This is a genomic window from Planococcus faecalis (genome assembly GCF_002009235.1).
GTDB lineage: Bacteria > Bacillota > Bacilli > Bacillales_A > Planococcaceae > Planococcus > Planococcus kocurii.
Genome location: NZ_CP019401.1, coordinates 567,305 through 582,636, shown reverse-complemented (window position 1 = coordinate 582,636; position 15,332 = coordinate 567,305). Strand labels below are relative to the sequence as shown.

The window sequence follows — 15,332 nt, the reverse complement described above, 5'->3', positions numbered from 1 at the left end:
TCTTTAACACGCTTTTATGCTAGGGATTTTTATCCTCATAAATAAAGTGCCATGGACAAGTTATCGTAATAACGTTCGCCGTCATAGACGTCTCGATAAAAAGTACCTTCTTGCTCAAACCCTACTTTCTTATAAAGTGCGATGGCACGCTCATTATCTGCACGCGTGACGAGTGAAATTTTTTCGGTTTGTCCATTTGTCTTAGCCCAATCGATTAAAGTATTCATCAATACGCGGCCTAGTCCATTTCCTGTATGTGACTGACTAATCACAATGCCCAGTGTTCCCACATGGCGATACCTAGGCTTAGAACTAGAATCAATTGTGCCGATTCCCAAAATCTCTTCTCCTTCTATTACAAGAAACATACAAGTACCTTTGAATTTTTTCATTTGTACAATGACTTGTGTCAGGCTCTCCGCAGACAGGGAATATTCATCATGACCAAATGACAAATAGTCTGTCTCTCCACCAACTCTATTATAAAACTCAATAATTTTCGTACCGTCTTCTGGCTGTGCACTCCGTATGGCATAGGTCACTATAACTTCCTTCTTTCTATTCGTTAACTGCTCTATCAAAGATGGTGATTGCAAAGGTTGGCAAACGTTTCACCAACCTTCCAAAAAAGATTCTCGTGTTACACTCGCTTTTAAATCAACACTCTTACTATACCTCAATAACGAGTAGCCGAACTTCAACATAAGCAGTAGTGAATACAACATTCAAAAGGCCGTCAATCCATTACTGGATTAGCGGCCTTTTGATGCAATGCATATTGCTAACTAACATATGCGAATCCATTGAAATTTCTAGCTTTCTTAGTCTTCTAATGAACTTGCAGTCAGTTCATCAGCTATTGTCACTGGTTTCTTCTCTTTAACTTCTTTTCCAAACTGATCTTCATACATGATTTTCGCTGCTTTTGGAGCAGCCCAAAAAGTCGGTAGTAACAACAAGGAAACCGGAATTGCTGTAACAACAATAAACGATTGAATCGCTTCAATTCCCCCTTCACTAATCATTAACAGCACAACCGCTACTGCCCCCATAATAATTGCCCAGAACACACGCATCGATTTTGGCGGATGACCGTCTCCTGTTATCGCAACTGAAATGGTATAAGCCATCGAGTCCGCAGTCGTGACAACGAACAAAATGGTAACTAGCAGGAATAGCGGTGCTATGAATGAACTCAGTGGCAATTGTTGCGTAATCGCTACCATGGCAGCTGGTGTACCTGATGCATTCAATGCCTCCGAAATAACGCCTGGCTGAGCTAGTTCATAAAACATCCCCGTACCTCCGACAACCGTAAACCAAAATGCCGTAACGACTGGTGCGATAATGGACACCGCCAAAATCAATTCACGAATCGTACGTCCGCGCGTAATCGTTGAAATAAAGATCGCCATCATGGGACCATAGCCAAGGAACCAGCCCCAGAAAAAAATGGTCCAAGATCCTAACCACACCGAATCTCCGCGGAACGTACTCATGGCAAGGAATTCTTGCAAGTGAACGCCTGATGCCGCGAGAAATGTATCGAAAATAAATCCACCTGGACCCAGTAGTAAAATCGCAACCATTAGGATTAGCGTAATGATGACATTTAAATTACTAAGAAATTGGATTCCTTTACGCAAACCTGTAACAGCTGATATCGTAGCGATGACAACTACAGCGATGATAATGATTACTTGTGTCAACAAAGTGTTAGGTACCCCGAACAACGCTTCCATTCCGTAAGCCGCTTGCAAGCCGAGAAACCCAATCGGTCCAATCGTTCCTGCTGCTACAGCAATGACTGCAGACGCATCAATAATCGTCCCAAGTGCATTGTTTTTCATGATTTTTTTACCAAGCAAAGGGTACAGCAAAGTACGCGGCTTTAACGGCATGCCTTTTTGGTAATGTGCATACATCAACACAATCGTTCCAAGTGTTCCGAGAATCGACCATGCCAGAAAGCCCCAGTGCAAGTAAGATTGTGCAAATGCAGGAATAACAGCACTCTCTGTACCGCCCACTACACTTGCCCCAGCAAAATTAGGGGAAGGATCAAGAAAGTGATACATCGGTTCAGCAGCAGCCCAAAATACCCCACCACCTGCTAGTAACGTCGTCATGATCATGGCAATCCATTTAAAATAAGCAACTTCCGGCTTTTCAAGACCCCCTAAACGAATGTTGCCGTACTTTGAGAACCCGAGAAAAAGTGCAATAAAAAACGTGCCTAACAGCAATATTTGCCAAAATGATCCGAAGTATTTAACAGCAAATGCAAAAGATTGATTGACCATATTTGATACAAAATCTACGTTGATAAATGCCGCAAGTACAAAAGCAACGAGTAATCCCCCACTAATCAGCAGTACAGGCCAGTCTGTTCTCGATCTGTATTTGTTCAAAATAAAACCCCCTCAATCCGCACAGTCTGTAACCGCTTACTTTCTAAAAGTGGAGAGATTTTACTCCACTTCAACGATAATATCAATTTCAACAGCTGCTCCGCGCGGCAACATCATGCCAACTGCAGTTCGCGCATGCGTGCCAACTTCTTCACCAAACACTTCAACCAATAAGTCTGATGCGCCGTTCATAACTTTTGCCTGACCCGTAAAATCAAAAGCCGTGTTGATCATGCCGAGTAATTTGACGAATTTCTTTACTTTTGATAATTCTCCAACTTCTTCTTTAATCGTCGTTAACGCAAATAAAATCGCTTGTCTTGAAGCTTCATAGCCTTCTTCAATCGTTAAGGTGTCGCCTACTTTTCCAATTACATCATAAGAAAGTGAACCGGATAAAAACAGTAAATTTCCTGTTCGAACACAAGAAATGTAATTTCCCCCTTTTGCACGTTTTTCAGGTAACGCTAATCCTAGTTCTTTTAATTTATCTTCTGGTTTCATCTGGATCACCTTGTCCTTTTTAGAGTGAGTATGCAATTTCTTTTGTTGCAGCCAATAAATTCGAGATATGCGGCTCCATCGTTTTACGGTTCCATCTAAAAAGTGGGCCGGATATGGAGATTGCACCAATAACGCGGTGCTGCGGATCAAATACCGGTGCCGATATCGCTGCTACATTGGTCGTAATTTCTTCTTCATTTGTTGCATATCCTTGATTTCTTGTTTCTTCTAGCAATTGCTCGATTCGACTTCTTTCTTCTAGTGGGCGTGTTGACAGCACACGCTCTTGTAATTCAGTTGACTGAAATGCAAGAATCGCTCGTCCGCTTGCACCGACATGAATCGGTAACCGTTTGCCCATTCCAACTGAACGTCTGATTTCTTGCTGACTTTCATACTCTAATACACATATGCGCATTTGGCCTGTTGGCATATAAAATCCAACTGTTTCTTCTGTTTCGTTGCGTAGCGACAACAGCCACGGTTCAACCACAGGGGCAATAGGCACTTCCGTTAAGATTTTATTGGCATAATCTAAAAATACAGTTCCTAAAGAATATAATTTAGAGCGAGGATCTTGAAAAACCATGCCCTCAATTTTTAATGTTGTTAACAAGCGATGAACAATTGTCGTTGATAGCCCTAAGTCTTTACTAATTTCCCCGACACCTTTTGAACCTGATCCTTCATTCAAATAATTAATAATTGATATGGCACGTACTACTGTTGCTGATACTTCCGGTGTTTTTTTCACATTCATATACTCCTTTGCACTCTATTATGACTCATTATGTTACATGCAAATTAGTAAAATAGAAAGGGAAGGCTGCGTCCTTCCCTGCTGCTACTCTTTACTTAGTTACTGTTAATGTAACGTGTTTTGTTTTGGCAATAAAACTCAACGGCTTCGCTGCCTAGCTCTTTATATGTGCCTGTGCTTGACTGCTTGTAGCCGCCAAAAGGTGCTTGGAAGAATGTGCCTGTTGTCGTCATATTCACTTTGACAATTCCAGCTTGAATTTCGCTAAGTGCGCGGTTCATGTATGTTAAGTTTTTCGTGCAAATAGCAGCTGACAAACCAAATGCCACATCATTTGCTACTTCAATTGCTTCATCAATTGAGTCAATTTCTATAATGCTAATAACAGGACCAAATACTTCTTCTTGTGCAATGGTCATCGCTGATTTTACGCTACCGATAACAGTTGGTTCAACAAAAAATCCTTTGTCTGATCCTGCAAATTCTGGAATTCCGCCACCCGTTAATACTTCGCCGCCTTCATCGATTGCTTTCTGTATGAGATCTAACGTAGATTGACGCTCTCCTTCACTTACTTGAGGACCCATTGTAACGCCTTCATCCATGCCATTACCTATTTTGATTTCTTTTGACTTCGCCACTAATTTATCCGTAAACTCTTGACGAATGTCTTTGTGAATAACTACACGACTCGTTGCTGTACAGGCTTGCCCCGTTTGACCGTATCCACCAGCTACGGCAAGTGCGACTGCTGCATCCACGTCGGCATCTTCCATCACGATCAATGGATTTTTGCCACCCATTTCAAGCAAGACACGTTTCATTTCTTTTGCGGCTTCTGCGTAAATTAAGTTTCCTACACGATTTGATCCTGTAAATGTAATGGCTTTAACTGCAGGATGATTGATCATCTCCGTTACAAGGCGACCCGGTCCAACTAATTGGTTTACGACACCTGAAGGTACACCCGCTCTTTCAACAATTTCCATAAATTTCTGTGCCGTCAATGGCGTTTCAGAAGAAGCTTTTAACACAACCGTATTGCCGCTCAAAATAGCAGGCGCAATTTTCCAAGCTGGAATCGACAATGGGAAGTTCCATGGTGTTACGACCAATACAACACCTAGTGCTTCTTTGTGTAATTCAATTTGAACGCCCGCCATATCCGATTCAATGATACGCCCTGTCATGCGGCGTCCTTCACCTGCATAAAACTTCACGATGCCTGCTGCGTAATTCACTTCTTTAAATGCATCTGCGTATGTTTTACCTTCTTCTTGAACAATGATGCGAGCAATTTCTTCTGCTTCTGCTTCCATGATCGCTGCAATTTTGAATAAGTATTCGCCTCTTGCAGGAGAGGGTGTTTTACTCCATGCTGGAAATGCTGCTGCTGCCGCTTCAATAGCTGCTTGCGCATCTTTTTCGTTAGACTGACGAACGTTTACCACAACTTCATCTTTGTTTGCAGGATTTCTAATTTCAAGCATATCTGTTCCTGATGTTTCTACCCATTCACCATTGATAAAGTTCTTTAACACGCGTACTTCATTTTTTACTGTCATCATTTACAATCTCCTCCAACTGTTATATGGTTTAGCCCGCTCCATGCGATCGGGATTGGTCTGTTGATTCGACTAACATTCGCTTGCCCGTTTCGTTTAAATCCATCCATAATTCTTTGTTGATTTCTGCGCCGTTTTCCCATGAAGAAATCCATTTTTGTTCAAAATCCTCAGTTGTTGTGATAATGCAAGATGGGTCGATTGTTTGTTCGAATTGCTCAATCAATTGATCTATGGCTTCTATAGACTTTGTTCCGAACATGAAAAAGTCTGTAAAAGTTTCCGGCAATACGAGCGCTTTGTCTCCAGTAAGCCTCAATTGTTTATTGATTATTTCCACTATGTCCGCATTGTTTCGCTTATGAATCATCACCGGAAACTCCATACTTGGTGACGCGATAATGAGCGACGAGTGACCTCTTAACTTATACAAAATGATGCTTCCCAGTCCTTTTTTTGACATATACATAGCTTGCTGTGCCAGTACGCGTGACGGAGTCGTTTGTTTAATGCACACAGCGGTTGATTGTTGATTTTGCAAACGTGCAATTACGTAATCCGCGCACGCTTTTCCGAGTAACATTCCACTTTGTTTGCCCCCATTTATCACTGTCAGTTGCGCTGTTTCACTTACTATTTTCAATTCTTCTAGTTGGCTTTGTAAGTTTGGCAACTCATCTGATAATTGCTGCAATCCATATAACCCAAGAAACTCGGCATTTGCAACGGTTTCTGCCCCTTCTTCTGCGTATCCGTAAGGAACTCCACACGCTTGAAAGATTTTTTTGCAATGCGTATATAATTCTATGTGAGAGACACGCATGTCACCAACTCCTTCTGCGCCTTAAACCCTTCGTCGAAGAAACGGTACCAATTACCACCCATAATTTTAGAAATTTCATCAAACGTCATGCCACGAGCAGATAACCCTTGAACAATATTCGGGAAATCAAGTGGCGTTTGGAACCATTCTGGCCAATCCGGCCAACCTGGATTTTCTTTTGAACCCGCACCATACTCGATTTCATGCGTCCACCTTCCCATTCTCATCCATGCCAGAAAATCAACAGACATGTTATGCGTCAAATCGGTGCCAATTCCGATGTGATCAATCCCCATGAAATCTGCAGTGCGTGCAATCATATCGCAAAACTCTTCTAAAGTTGTACCTGCTCCGTTGATCAAGTGAGGATAAGCACACACACCAAGCACACCTTTGTTGTCACGTAATGCCGTTAAAATTTCTTCTGACTTGTTACGCTTTGTTGGGTAAATCCAATCTGGATTAGCATGGGTAATCGCAACTGGACGACTTGATAGTGCCAGTGTGTCTAATGATGTTTTGTTGCCCACGTGGGACAAATCAATGACCATTCCAACGCGGTTCATCTCGGCAATGACGTTCTTGCCGTATCTTGAAAGACCAGGATCTGTTTCTTCATAACAGCTGCTACCGACAAGATTTTGATTATTGTATGTTAATTGCATAATTTTCACACCAAGTTGATTGAATACCGATACTAATCCCAGTTCATCTTCTAAAGCAGATGTATTTTGTGCACCAAGAATGATGCCCAGTTTTCCGATACGCTTCGCTGTAGCAATATCTTCTCCTGTTTTTACAGCCATTACTAGGTCGTTGTGATCCGCAAAGAATCGATGCCATTCCGCCACTTTGGTCAAAGTTTCACGAGCATTCTCCCACAATCCAACACAAGCATGCACACACGTAACGCCACCCTTTTGCAGCATCACTACAAAATCTCGGTCCCATTTACTTAGTTCTAGTGCGTCTATAACCATCATGTCTTTTATATCAATCGTCATTTGATCTCCTCCGAATTTGGTAATAATGGATAGAACCAATCATCATTAAATGCAGAGGTTCCGATTTCTTCAACTAATGGAGCACCTTGGAATAATGTAATGCGAACCCACCGATTCGACTTCGGATCAAATCGTTCTGCTCCAAAAATCGCTAGCTTACATCGCAACAAGTACACTGGCAGTAAATCAGCCCCTGTTAAATTCGCTTGTACTTCACCATATGGTAATCCTTCAAGGGATTGAATTCTTCTAACAATTCCTCTTAATTCTGGCTTTTCAAATAAGAATAACGCAACTGACTGCTCATCTTCACATGTTGCTAGTTCTGCTGTGAGTTGTTGAACTTGCTCGGCGATATTCATTGGCATTGCGAGTTCAGCGCCGGGATCGACTCCGTGTTCACCTAGACGAGGTTCTTCTTTTTCGACTGATCGATACCAGAAATAATGTTTTTGCTCAGGTTGACTGAAATCATATTGGAATACCCACTCGTACTGCTTTTTGATAATTGAACGCAGAGCTCCAATCGTCATTTCAGGTACTAGGAGAATGCGATCATCTGCATTTGTTTGTTGCTCCAAGTCTACAATAATTTCTGGATATAATTCGATTAGTTGAGAATTAATAAGTTCTTGTGCTTCGACAGTAAATTGCTCTTTTACTCGGTCCGTCAGTTGCACCCAAGTCTGTTCAGTATTGCCTCCTGAACGAATTGCTGTTTCACTACTATCTTTTACTAACGTTAAAATGGCTTCGACTTCATTAGCTAAGTGTCTCGGGTTTTCAAAAAACAATGTGTGCGGAATAGGTGCACTTTCAAAGAAGTGATGAACCCGATCTAAGTTGCGAATGAAACGCTTATAATCTTCAGGTGAAGGGTTTTTTTGTTTTGCACACGCCAATGCCGTTTCTCGAATCATCATCCACTGGTTAAGAAGTTTTGGATGCGAAATCACATAAGGAACCATTCCAAGGCCCGTTGCATTCCCTGTGCCTACTAATCTTTTTGCCTCTACTCCCAGTTGAGCCGCTTGTGGATTCTGTTTGCGCGCGATGTGTTCAACCATTTCAAAGCTGAAATGACGCAACATATACACCGCGAACATTTGCGCTTGAAATGCACCGCTGAATGTATGATGTTCTTTCACTTTTTCATAAGGCGCAATGCCAAACTTGCCGTTACCATAAACCGCTGTCGTTCTGAACAAATAGCCAATTTCGTATAGGATATTTAAGTCTGGCTGTTCTCCTTTTGATAGCGCTTCCACAACGTGCTTGAAAACACGCTGACTTTTATTAGCTCTTGACCAAACGAGATCCGTTACATCGCCTCTGCCCATTTCTTGTTTTGGAAGTTCTTGCTTCATTTTTTTTAATTTCTTTTCGGAAACTTCGCCTTCACACAATGCGAACGTGATATCCCATCGTTCTGAAATGACACGATCACTTCGAACTTCATCACTAATTTCTCGTGACAAGGCAACAAACGTATAATGTCCTTGCGGAGTTGTAATTTTATATAAAGCTTCCCCGTAGCCATCGTTATCTAAATCGAATAATGTTTGTTTAATATCCCAAGCTTCGCGCATCATTTTGCGGAACATAATTCGTAAAAAACTGAGACTGGTTGAGCGCATAACTCCTAGTCTTTGGATTTGCATTACTTCAGATGCAGGTCTAAGTGCATCACAATTTTCAATCGCTCGGTTGACCATAATAACCATCCTCCATCTTTCTACTCCTACAGCACTTTTATATAATTCCGAATAACGGGATGAATTTCCGAATCACTCCATTTATCATAATTCCGTTTGAATACTCTGTCAATCATTTCGTATAAAATGATACGAAATGTTCAATTTTTTTTATATTCTACACTCCTATTTGAGTGATACCAAGCTTCCGCTCCTTCATTTGAGAAACTAGTAATTCAGTTCTATTTTATCTGATTTCTGCACTTCCTATTTTCACGATGCAAAAAAAGAGAGAACCCAAATACGCTAAGGTTTCTCTCTTTTAATATATTTTAGCTAACTGTAAAGTCGAACACGATCTGAATATCATCAAAATCAACTCTTAGCTATGCCATTTTCTATGGTAGAAGTAAATTGTCACAAGAACGATAAATTCGGACGTTGGAATCGCGAGCCAGACACCCGTCATTCCAAATAGTCGAGGCATAATCATCAGTAAGATTAGCAAAACAATCATTTCGCGTGCTGCAGTAATCCAGGTCGCCATTCGAATATGTCCAATAGATTGATAATAAGTCATCATGACAAAGTTTGTTCCCATAAAGAGATAGGCGATAAAAAATAGTTTAATGCCCGATACCGCTAACGCCAGCACTTCTTCTGGGAAGTCACCAAACAAGCTGACAATCTGAGTTGCTGCAAATTGACCAATGAGCATAAAGAAGATACCCGCTGCTAGAGATGTAGCTATTGCCAGACGTATCGTTTGCTTTATCTTTTTTTCATCCTTGGCTCCGCTGTAATAACTGATCAACGGTTGGATAGCAGCACCCATTCCGAGAAATAATAACAACATCACACTGTGAACATAGTTCAAAATGGTAAAAGCTGATACACCCACAGTTCCAGCAAGATATTTAAAGGTAAGATTATGAGAAATCGTAAAAACTGAAATTCCGACTTCTGCAAGAAAACTTGGAAACCCAACCGCTAATATAAGAAGAGTAAGCTTCTTATCAAACTTGAAACGTACCAAACGTAAGTTGCTTTTTTTTCTAAAAAAATGCGTACTGAGAATCACTAAACCAACAAGTCCACCAAGTATCGTTGCAAAAGCTGCACCTTTTACGCCAAAATCTAGTATAAATAAAAACACATAGTTCAATATGATATTGACCACTGACGTAGAAATCAGCGCAATCATTGCTGTATTAGGACCTCCATCATTTCGCACTAAAATACTAAAAGTGTTTTCTACGGTAAAGACGAATCCAAACAGCAACATAACGTTCAAGTAATCGGATGTATATTCAAACGTATCCACATTCGCACCTAGTAAATAAGCAAGTTCTGTTCTGAAGATAAAGGCAGTCAGTCCAATGATGATCGTTAAGACAAAGATAGAGGTGATCGCATGTGAAAAAATGATCCGTGCTTGATCTGGACGTTTTGCACCCATCATTGCCGAATATCGAGTCGCAGCACCAATACCAATCCATAAGGACATCGCTACAAAAATAGTGAATACGGGTCCCGCAATTCCGACACCAGCCAAAGCGATAGGTCCTAACTTGTTACCGACCATAATCCCGTCAGCAACAATATTAACAGCCATCAGCAACATTCCAACAATCGACGGAATTAAGTACCTCAAGAAAGATTTTCCTACTGATTCCATGTCCAATCTATTTGTTATTTGTTTCTCTTCCATAACCAATTCAAATCCTCATCTAAGAATTACGTTACCAACATAAAAGGGGTTGGTATATCACGAATTAGGACATTCATCCTTTTTTCCAGTTAAAATTCCGGTCAATAATACGTCCACAATTGTTTCAACTGATTCTGTTACCGTAATGCTATGTACTAAAAAGAAATGTTTATCCAGTGTAATGTTGGAAGCCTCTATAATCACTCTGATCAACAAGTCGATGTTTATATCCTTAACAATCCCTGTTCGAATACCTTCTTCAAGAAGCCCCTTAATATCATCCCACTGGTTGAACTCCCGATTTACGCGCTCCCACTGTTCAGGATAGGTGCGTTTTAATTGCTCCAGAATGCGCAAATCGTAAAATTCATTGTATTTCGGTAAAACAGCAATGGTTTTTTTAATCTTTTCAGCAAGCGTCCAATCTGTGTTATCGATTATTTGCCGAGTCTGATAGTCAAATTCATTAAGTGTACTGTCAATAATGGCATCAAGAATATCCACTTTCGATGGAAAATTTTCGTATAATGTGCGCTTACTTATGCCCAGGCGCTTTGCCAGCTCATCCATCGTGAATTTGATCCCGTTGTAACGTGTTTCCTCAATAAATGCTTGTATGATTCGTGCTTTCAATATATTCTCCTCCTCAAAAAACTTTAAAAACTTTTTTAGTTTTCCTGGTTTAACAATAGTATAATCTGTAACTTGTGTCTATAAAAAAGCCTCCAAGCCATTTCCTCGTATTCGAGGGATTCAAAAAACCTAATCCATAGGAGGATTAGGTTTTGTACTGAGATTAGTTGCACTAGCCGAGCTGCGTTAGTTGGTTATTTCGCAGTTTGACCACCGTCTACTGCTAAATTTACACCCGTGATGTATGAAGATCGATCTGAACAAAGCCATAACGCCGCTTGTGCTTGTTCATCCGGGAGGGCCATGCGACCAAGCGGAATATCATTTTCTACGTATTTTGCTTGGTCAGGTACTTCTTTTGCCCACGCCTCTACAGCAGGAGTTAGCGTCATCCCTGGACAAATTGAATTGACGCGAATTCCTTTTTTTGCATATTCTAGCGCGACTGATTTCGTCAGTCCATTGACCGCCCACTTTGCAGCACTATAAGTTGCTAAGTTTTCTGATCCAATCAGACCTGATGTAGAAGCGGTATTCACAATATTTCCTCCACCAGAATCGAGCATTGCTGGAATTTGGTGTTTTAATGAAAAGTACAAACTAGTTTGCGTAATTTGTATACAACGGTCCCAGTCGGCTGTTTTCGTTTCTGCAATCGGCAAAGATGGCGCACCAATTCCAGCGTTATTATGTGCCCAATCCAAGCGGCCATAATGTTCGACCGTTTGCTTCACAAGATCGATTACTTCTTGCTCATCTGCAACGTTGCATCGTAAGAAAATTGCATCGCCACCTGCCTCTACGACTTGTCGCACTGTTTCTTTACCGCCTTCTTCATTAATATCAGAGACGACCACTTTTGCACCTTCTGCGGCAAACGCAAGCGCACTCGCTCTTCCAAGTCCACTCCCCGCTGCTGTAATAATTCCTACCTTATCCATCATTAGAGTACCCAAACCAATTCCTCCTTTTTTATCCATACATTCTAATAATTCTGTATACTTTATTTTTATCCTTCTTTTGCTTTAAAATCTTCCGATTCAATAGGCAACTAATACGAAGTAATAGGTATGAAGTTAGGTTCATTGTTCTGAAATTCTACAATCAAGTTGAATGAATAATTATTCGTTTTCCTTCTATTTTCTTCTATATAACTGTGGGTAAAGCGGTAGTAGAAAACATCCACACCTCGTGGCATCAAACGAGAAAATTAGGGTATAGATAACTGTTCTTCGTTTTTAAAAGCAAGTCGACTTTAGATTCCAACAGCCTTATACAAAGGTTCACAACCCAACTAGAGAGGTGTTCATAAAATAATGGTTCATTCACAAACTGTCGATACGTCTCAATCATTCGATTTAAAAAAATACATTCCGCTGTTAGCTGTGTTGCTATCAGGTGCTTTTATCACCATTCTAAACCAAACACTTCTTGCTACGGCATTACCACCGATTATGAAAGATCTTCAGATTAGTGAAAGTACGGTTCAATGGTTGCAGTCTATTTTCATGCTGGTCAACGGCATTATGATTCCCATCACCGCGTTCTTAATCGGTAAGTTTACGACGCGCAGTTTGTTTTTGACCGCGATGGGCATATTTGCGACAGGTACGCTCGTCGCAGCCGTTTCTCCTGACTTCACGTTTTTGTTAATAGGGCGTATGTTGCAAGGTGCGGGTGCCGGAATTATGATGCCACTCTTGCAAACCATTTTGTTTTTAATCTTCCCTGTTTCGCAACGCGGCAAAGCGATGGGTATGTTTGGTTTAATCATTGCCTTTGCACCTGCGATCGGACCGAGTTTATCGGGTTACCTAGTTGACCATTATCCGTGGCGCAGTGTATTTTATGTCGTGTTACCGATTGCGATTGTTATTATTGTCGCAGCTTACTTTTTACTAAAAAACGTAACCGAACAAACCAATCCGAAAATGGATTATTTATCGATTGTCCTTTCGACATTTGGATTCGGTGGTCTTCTTTACGGCTTTAGTGTGGCAGGGAACGTCGGTTGGCTTAGCCCGAATGTACTCATTTCGCTCTTAGTCGGTGCGGTTACGCTGTACTTGTTTATCACGAGGCAGTTAAAACTGGAAGAACCTATCCTTGAATTTCGTGTATTTAAGTACAGCATCTTCTCACTGGCTACAGCGCTTGGTATGATCGTATTTGCTTCAATGATTGCAACAACCGTTATTTTGCCACTTTTCATGCAAAATCTCCTTGGTTTTAACGCCTTGCATTCTGGGCTGATGTTGTTGCCAGGGGCAATTGTTATGGGCGTCATGAACCCTGTAACCGGTGCGTTGTTTGATAAGTACGGAGCAAAATGGTTATTGCGTATTGGTTTTGCCATTTTGACAGTTACAACGTTTTTCTTTGCCAATCTTTCACAAGAAACAACCTTTGCGTATTTAGCAACGTTAAACGCCATTCGGATGCTTGGTATCGCAATGGTGATGATGCCATCTACAACACTTGGCTTGAACCAATTGCCCCTTCACCTAATTTCTCATGGTACAGCAATGAATAACACCTTCCGCCAAATTTCAGGAGCGATTGGAACAGCTGTACTCGTGACCATTACCGTTACTGCGGCAAGCGGTAGCTCTGTAGCTGATGCGATTCACGGTGTGAACGTTGCTTTCATCGTAGCAGGGAGTGTCGCTGCATTCGGTTTACTATTGTCTTTTGCTATTCGCGACAAGAAATCAAGCGAATAATCGATGAATCAATTACTCCACTTAAAAATTCTCCGACACACATATGTGTCGGAGAATTTTTATATTTTATCGGAATGGGCTATCAGTCTTCCATTGAGTTTATTTGGTCTAGTACCTATTTTTATGGCGCTCACGCCAACTTACCCACGAAACACCTTCACTTCCAAAACCGCAAATTCGATAGCTGAACAGCTTATTAATTGCGGCAAAATCTTGCGTTGTAATTCTGTTTTCACCTGCGTGCCGTGTTGGTAATCAACGAGATAGCGTAATACTAATACAATTCCTGCATCATTCGTATCTACTGAGAACACCGGACGCAAGGCTGCTTGTTGTTCTGACAAATGAAGAATATCTTTTTTCAATTGATGCTGTACTTGTTCTTCGAAATACGTTTCGCCTGCTTCGGTTATCATCTTCTCAGCGGCTTGCCAATCGCTATCAAAAGAAAGAACGTAGCTGATTTCTTGCCATACGAAGGAATTTTTGCCTCCAACGATTTCAAGAGATTCGTTGAAAATAATGCTGTTTGGCAACTTGATCACTCTTCCTGTGTTGGCATCAGCTGATAGTCCGCCACGTACTTCTAGCAACTTAAGGTTTATCGGGGTGATATCAATGACATCTCCAATGATGCCATTGATTTCTATTCGGTTAGAAATCTCGAAATACTTCCAATACTTAATGACAAAATACGCCGTAATATTTGTCGTAAGTCCTCTCACCATAAAGGCCAAAAAAACACCAATCAGCAGCGCAATTAAGATCAGTGCATTGATTGCCTGAATCCAAATAAATAAGATAGAAAGAATGGTGAGTACCATCACGCCGCTTTTTAAGACTTTCTGAGACTTGAGTCGTTTTTTAAAATCCGTTTCATTGCGTGTCAGCAGTTTCTTTACCAAAAAATAAAAAAGTGCAGCCAGCACAACCACAATAACCGTCAATGCAATTTTATTGAAATAAGCATCTGGTGTATTCAATGTTGAGAATAAGCCTTCCGATAGATCAGTAAAATAATCTTTTAGAAAATCCGGCATCGTTTCACGCTCCTCGGTCAATTCGTACTAGTAGTATACCTCAACTAGGAGCGTGGGTTCTAAGAAGATAAAACAAGAAATCCTATTGACGAGATTTGTGTAAGTTGAGTTCATAAATTAATAAGATAATTGCTGCAACAATGCTGATACCCGTTATAGTTAAGACAATTGCATTAAATGTACCAATAAATACGTAAAGTCCTACTGCTTCTGCAACGGCAACAAGTAATCCATAAATAAAACTTGAAAAATGATTTCTGCGTATCGCTAAAAATAGGTGAATGACAATAATATTGCCTAAAATTAGCACAAGTCCAGCAATTAAGTAATCCATCGAAAAAATACGGGTTCCTTCTGCTGTTCCAAAAAGCGAAAATGAAGCGAATAAGATTGTTGGTATATTAATCGCAACTAAGACAATTGCCCAAATAACCCATTGTATTGTTTTGTTCATTGTTTTCTTC

13 protein-coding genes and 1 pseudogene are annotated in these 15,332 nt (G+C 40.8%); 1 reads left to right on the top strand and 13 read right to left on the bottom strand.

The window, feature by feature from the left end; translation table 11 throughout:
* Positions 1 to 35: 35 nt before the first annotated feature.
* The 11 genes and pseudogenes from AJGP001_RS03020 to AJGP001_RS02970 form a co-directional block, all read right to left on the bottom strand.
* Positions 36 to 542 carry a GNAT family N-acetyltransferase gene (locus AJGP001_RS03020; protein WP_169835255.1) on the bottom strand — a complete coding sequence of 169 codons (507 nt, stop codon included), beginning with the start codon at positions 540 to 542 and terminating at the stop codon, positions 36 to 38.
* Positions 543 to 917: 375 nt separating this feature from the next.
* Positions 918 to 2,411, bottom strand: a pseudogene (locus AJGP001_RS03015) (BCCT family transporter); the annotation flags it as partial.
* Between the two features lie 60 nt (positions 2,412 to 2,471).
* On the bottom strand, positions 2,472 to 2,915 hold the full coding sequence (locus AJGP001_RS03010) for a RidA family protein (RefSeq protein ID WP_071154635.1): 444 nt from the start codon (positions 2,913 to 2,915) through the stop codon (positions 2,472 to 2,474).
* 19 nt (positions 2,916 to 2,934) lie between these two features.
* Positions 2,935 to 3,675 carry an IclR family transcriptional regulator gene (locus AJGP001_RS03005; RefSeq protein ID WP_071154636.1) on the bottom strand — a complete coding sequence of 247 codons (741 nt, stop codon included), beginning with the start codon at positions 3,673 to 3,675 and terminating at the stop codon, positions 2,935 to 2,937.
* Positions 3,676 to 3,770: 95 nt separating this feature from the next.
* Positions 3,771 to 5,243 (bottom strand): aldehyde dehydrogenase family protein, encoded by a 1,473-nt coding sequence (locus AJGP001_RS03000; protein WP_237150185.1) that lies wholly within the window; start codon positions 5,241 to 5,243, stop codon positions 3,771 to 3,773.
* 28 nt (positions 5,244 to 5,271) lie between these two features.
* Positions 5,272 to 6,063, bottom strand: a complete 792-nt coding sequence (locus AJGP001_RS02995; RefSeq protein WP_058386347.1) for a DUF3726 domain-containing protein — start codon at positions 6,061 to 6,063, stop codon at positions 5,272 to 5,274.
* Positions 6,045 to 7,067, bottom strand: coding sequence for a membrane dipeptidase (locus tag AJGP001_RS02990; RefSeq protein ID WP_071154637.1), 1,023 nt, complete (start codon positions 7,065 to 7,067; stop codon positions 6,045 to 6,047). Before AJGP001_RS02990 ends, AJGP001_RS02995 begins: the two co-directional genes overlap by 19 nt.
* Positions 7,064 to 8,782 carry a hypothetical protein gene (locus AJGP001_RS02985; protein ID WP_071154638.1) on the bottom strand — a complete coding sequence of 573 codons (1,719 nt, stop codon included), beginning with the start codon at positions 8,780 to 8,782 and terminating at the stop codon, positions 7,064 to 7,066. Before AJGP001_RS02985 ends, AJGP001_RS02990 begins: the two co-directional genes overlap by 4 nt.
* A 361-nt stretch (positions 8,783 to 9,143) precedes the next feature.
* Positions 9,144 to 10,472 carry an MATE family efflux transporter gene (locus AJGP001_RS02980; RefSeq protein ID WP_078080812.1) on the bottom strand — a complete coding sequence of 443 codons (1,329 nt, stop codon included), beginning with the start codon at positions 10,470 to 10,472 and terminating at the stop codon, positions 9,144 to 9,146.
* A 57-nt stretch (positions 10,473 to 10,529) separates the two neighbouring features.
* On the bottom strand, positions 10,530 to 11,105 hold the full coding sequence (locus AJGP001_RS02975) for a TetR/AcrR family transcriptional regulator (protein WP_078080131.1): 576 nt from the start codon (positions 11,103 to 11,105) through the stop codon (positions 10,530 to 10,532).
* A 194-nt stretch (positions 11,106 to 11,299) separates the two neighbouring features.
* Positions 11,300 to 12,061 carry an SDR family NAD(P)-dependent oxidoreductase gene (locus AJGP001_RS02970; protein WP_151897506.1) on the bottom strand — a complete coding sequence of 254 codons (762 nt, stop codon included), beginning with the start codon at positions 12,059 to 12,061 and terminating at the stop codon, positions 11,300 to 11,302.
* Between the two features lie 360 nt (positions 12,062 to 12,421).
* Between AJGP001_RS02970 and AJGP001_RS02965 the strand changes: the two genes are divergently transcribed.
* The gene (locus AJGP001_RS02965; protein ID WP_071154639.1) at positions 12,422 to 13,828 is read left to right on the top strand and encodes a DHA2 family efflux MFS transporter permease subunit; all 1,407 of its coding nucleotides are present in this window, start codon (positions 12,422 to 12,424) and stop codon (positions 13,826 to 13,828) included.
* A 140-nt stretch (positions 13,829 to 13,968) separates the two neighbouring features.
* Here AJGP001_RS02965 and AJGP001_RS02960 read toward each other — a convergent pair whose 3' ends face one another.
* Both AJGP001_RS02960 and AJGP001_RS02955 read right to left on the bottom strand, forming a co-directional pair.
* The gene (locus tag AJGP001_RS02960) at positions 13,969 to 14,868 is read right to left on the bottom strand and encodes a mechanosensitive ion channel family protein (RefSeq protein ID WP_078080129.1); all 900 of its coding nucleotides are present in this window, start codon (positions 14,866 to 14,868) and stop codon (positions 13,969 to 13,971) included.
* A gap of 82 nt (positions 14,869 to 14,950) precedes the next feature.
* Positions 14,951 to 15,322: a hypothetical protein gene (locus tag AJGP001_RS02955; RefSeq protein WP_071154641.1), complete on the bottom strand. Its 372-nt coding sequence runs from the start codon at positions 15,320 to 15,322 to the stop codon at positions 14,951 to 14,953.
* Between the last annotated feature and the right edge of the window lie 10 nt (positions 15,323 to 15,332).

What these genes read in the sequence shown, in the direction of transcription:
- AJGP001_RS03010 (WP_071154635.1), bottom strand. Translation starts at nt 2,915, where the DNA reads ATGAAACCAGAAGATAAATTAAAAGAACTAGGATTAGCGTTACCTGAA.
- AJGP001_RS03005 (WP_071154636.1), bottom strand. Translation starts at nt 3,675, where the DNA reads ATGAATGTGAAAAAAACACCGGAAGTATCAGCAACAGTAGTACGTGCC.
- AJGP001_RS03000 (WP_237150185.1), bottom strand. Translation starts at nt 5,243, where the DNA reads ATGATGACAGTAAAAAATGAAGTACGCGTGTTAAAGAACTTTATCAAT.
- AJGP001_RS02995 (WP_058386347.1), bottom strand. Translation starts at nt 6,063, where the DNA reads ATGCGTGTCTCTCACATAGAATTATATACGCATTGCAAAAAAATCTTT.
- AJGP001_RS02990 (WP_071154637.1), bottom strand. Translation starts at nt 7,067, where the DNA reads ATGACGATTGATATAAAAGACATGATGGTTATAGACGCACTAGAACTA.
- AJGP001_RS02985 (WP_071154638.1), bottom strand. Translation starts at nt 8,782, where the DNA reads ATGGTCAACCGAGCGATTGAAAATTGTGATGCACTTAGACCTGCATCT.
- AJGP001_RS02980 (WP_078080812.1), bottom strand. Translation starts at nt 10,472, where the DNA reads ATGGAAGAGAAACAAATAACAAATAGATTGGACATGGAATCAGTAGGA.
- AJGP001_RS02965 (WP_071154639.1), top strand. Translation starts at nt 12,422, where the DNA reads ATGGTTCATTCACAAACTGTCGATACGTCTCAATCATTCGATTTAAAA.
- AJGP001_RS02960 (WP_078080129.1), bottom strand. Translation starts at nt 14,868, where the DNA reads ATGCCGGATTTTCTAAAAGATTATTTTACTGATCTATCGGAAGGCTTA.
- AJGP001_RS02955 (WP_071154641.1), bottom strand. Translation starts at nt 15,322, where the DNA reads ATGAACAAAACAATACAATGGGTTATTTGGGCAATTGTCTTAGTTGCG.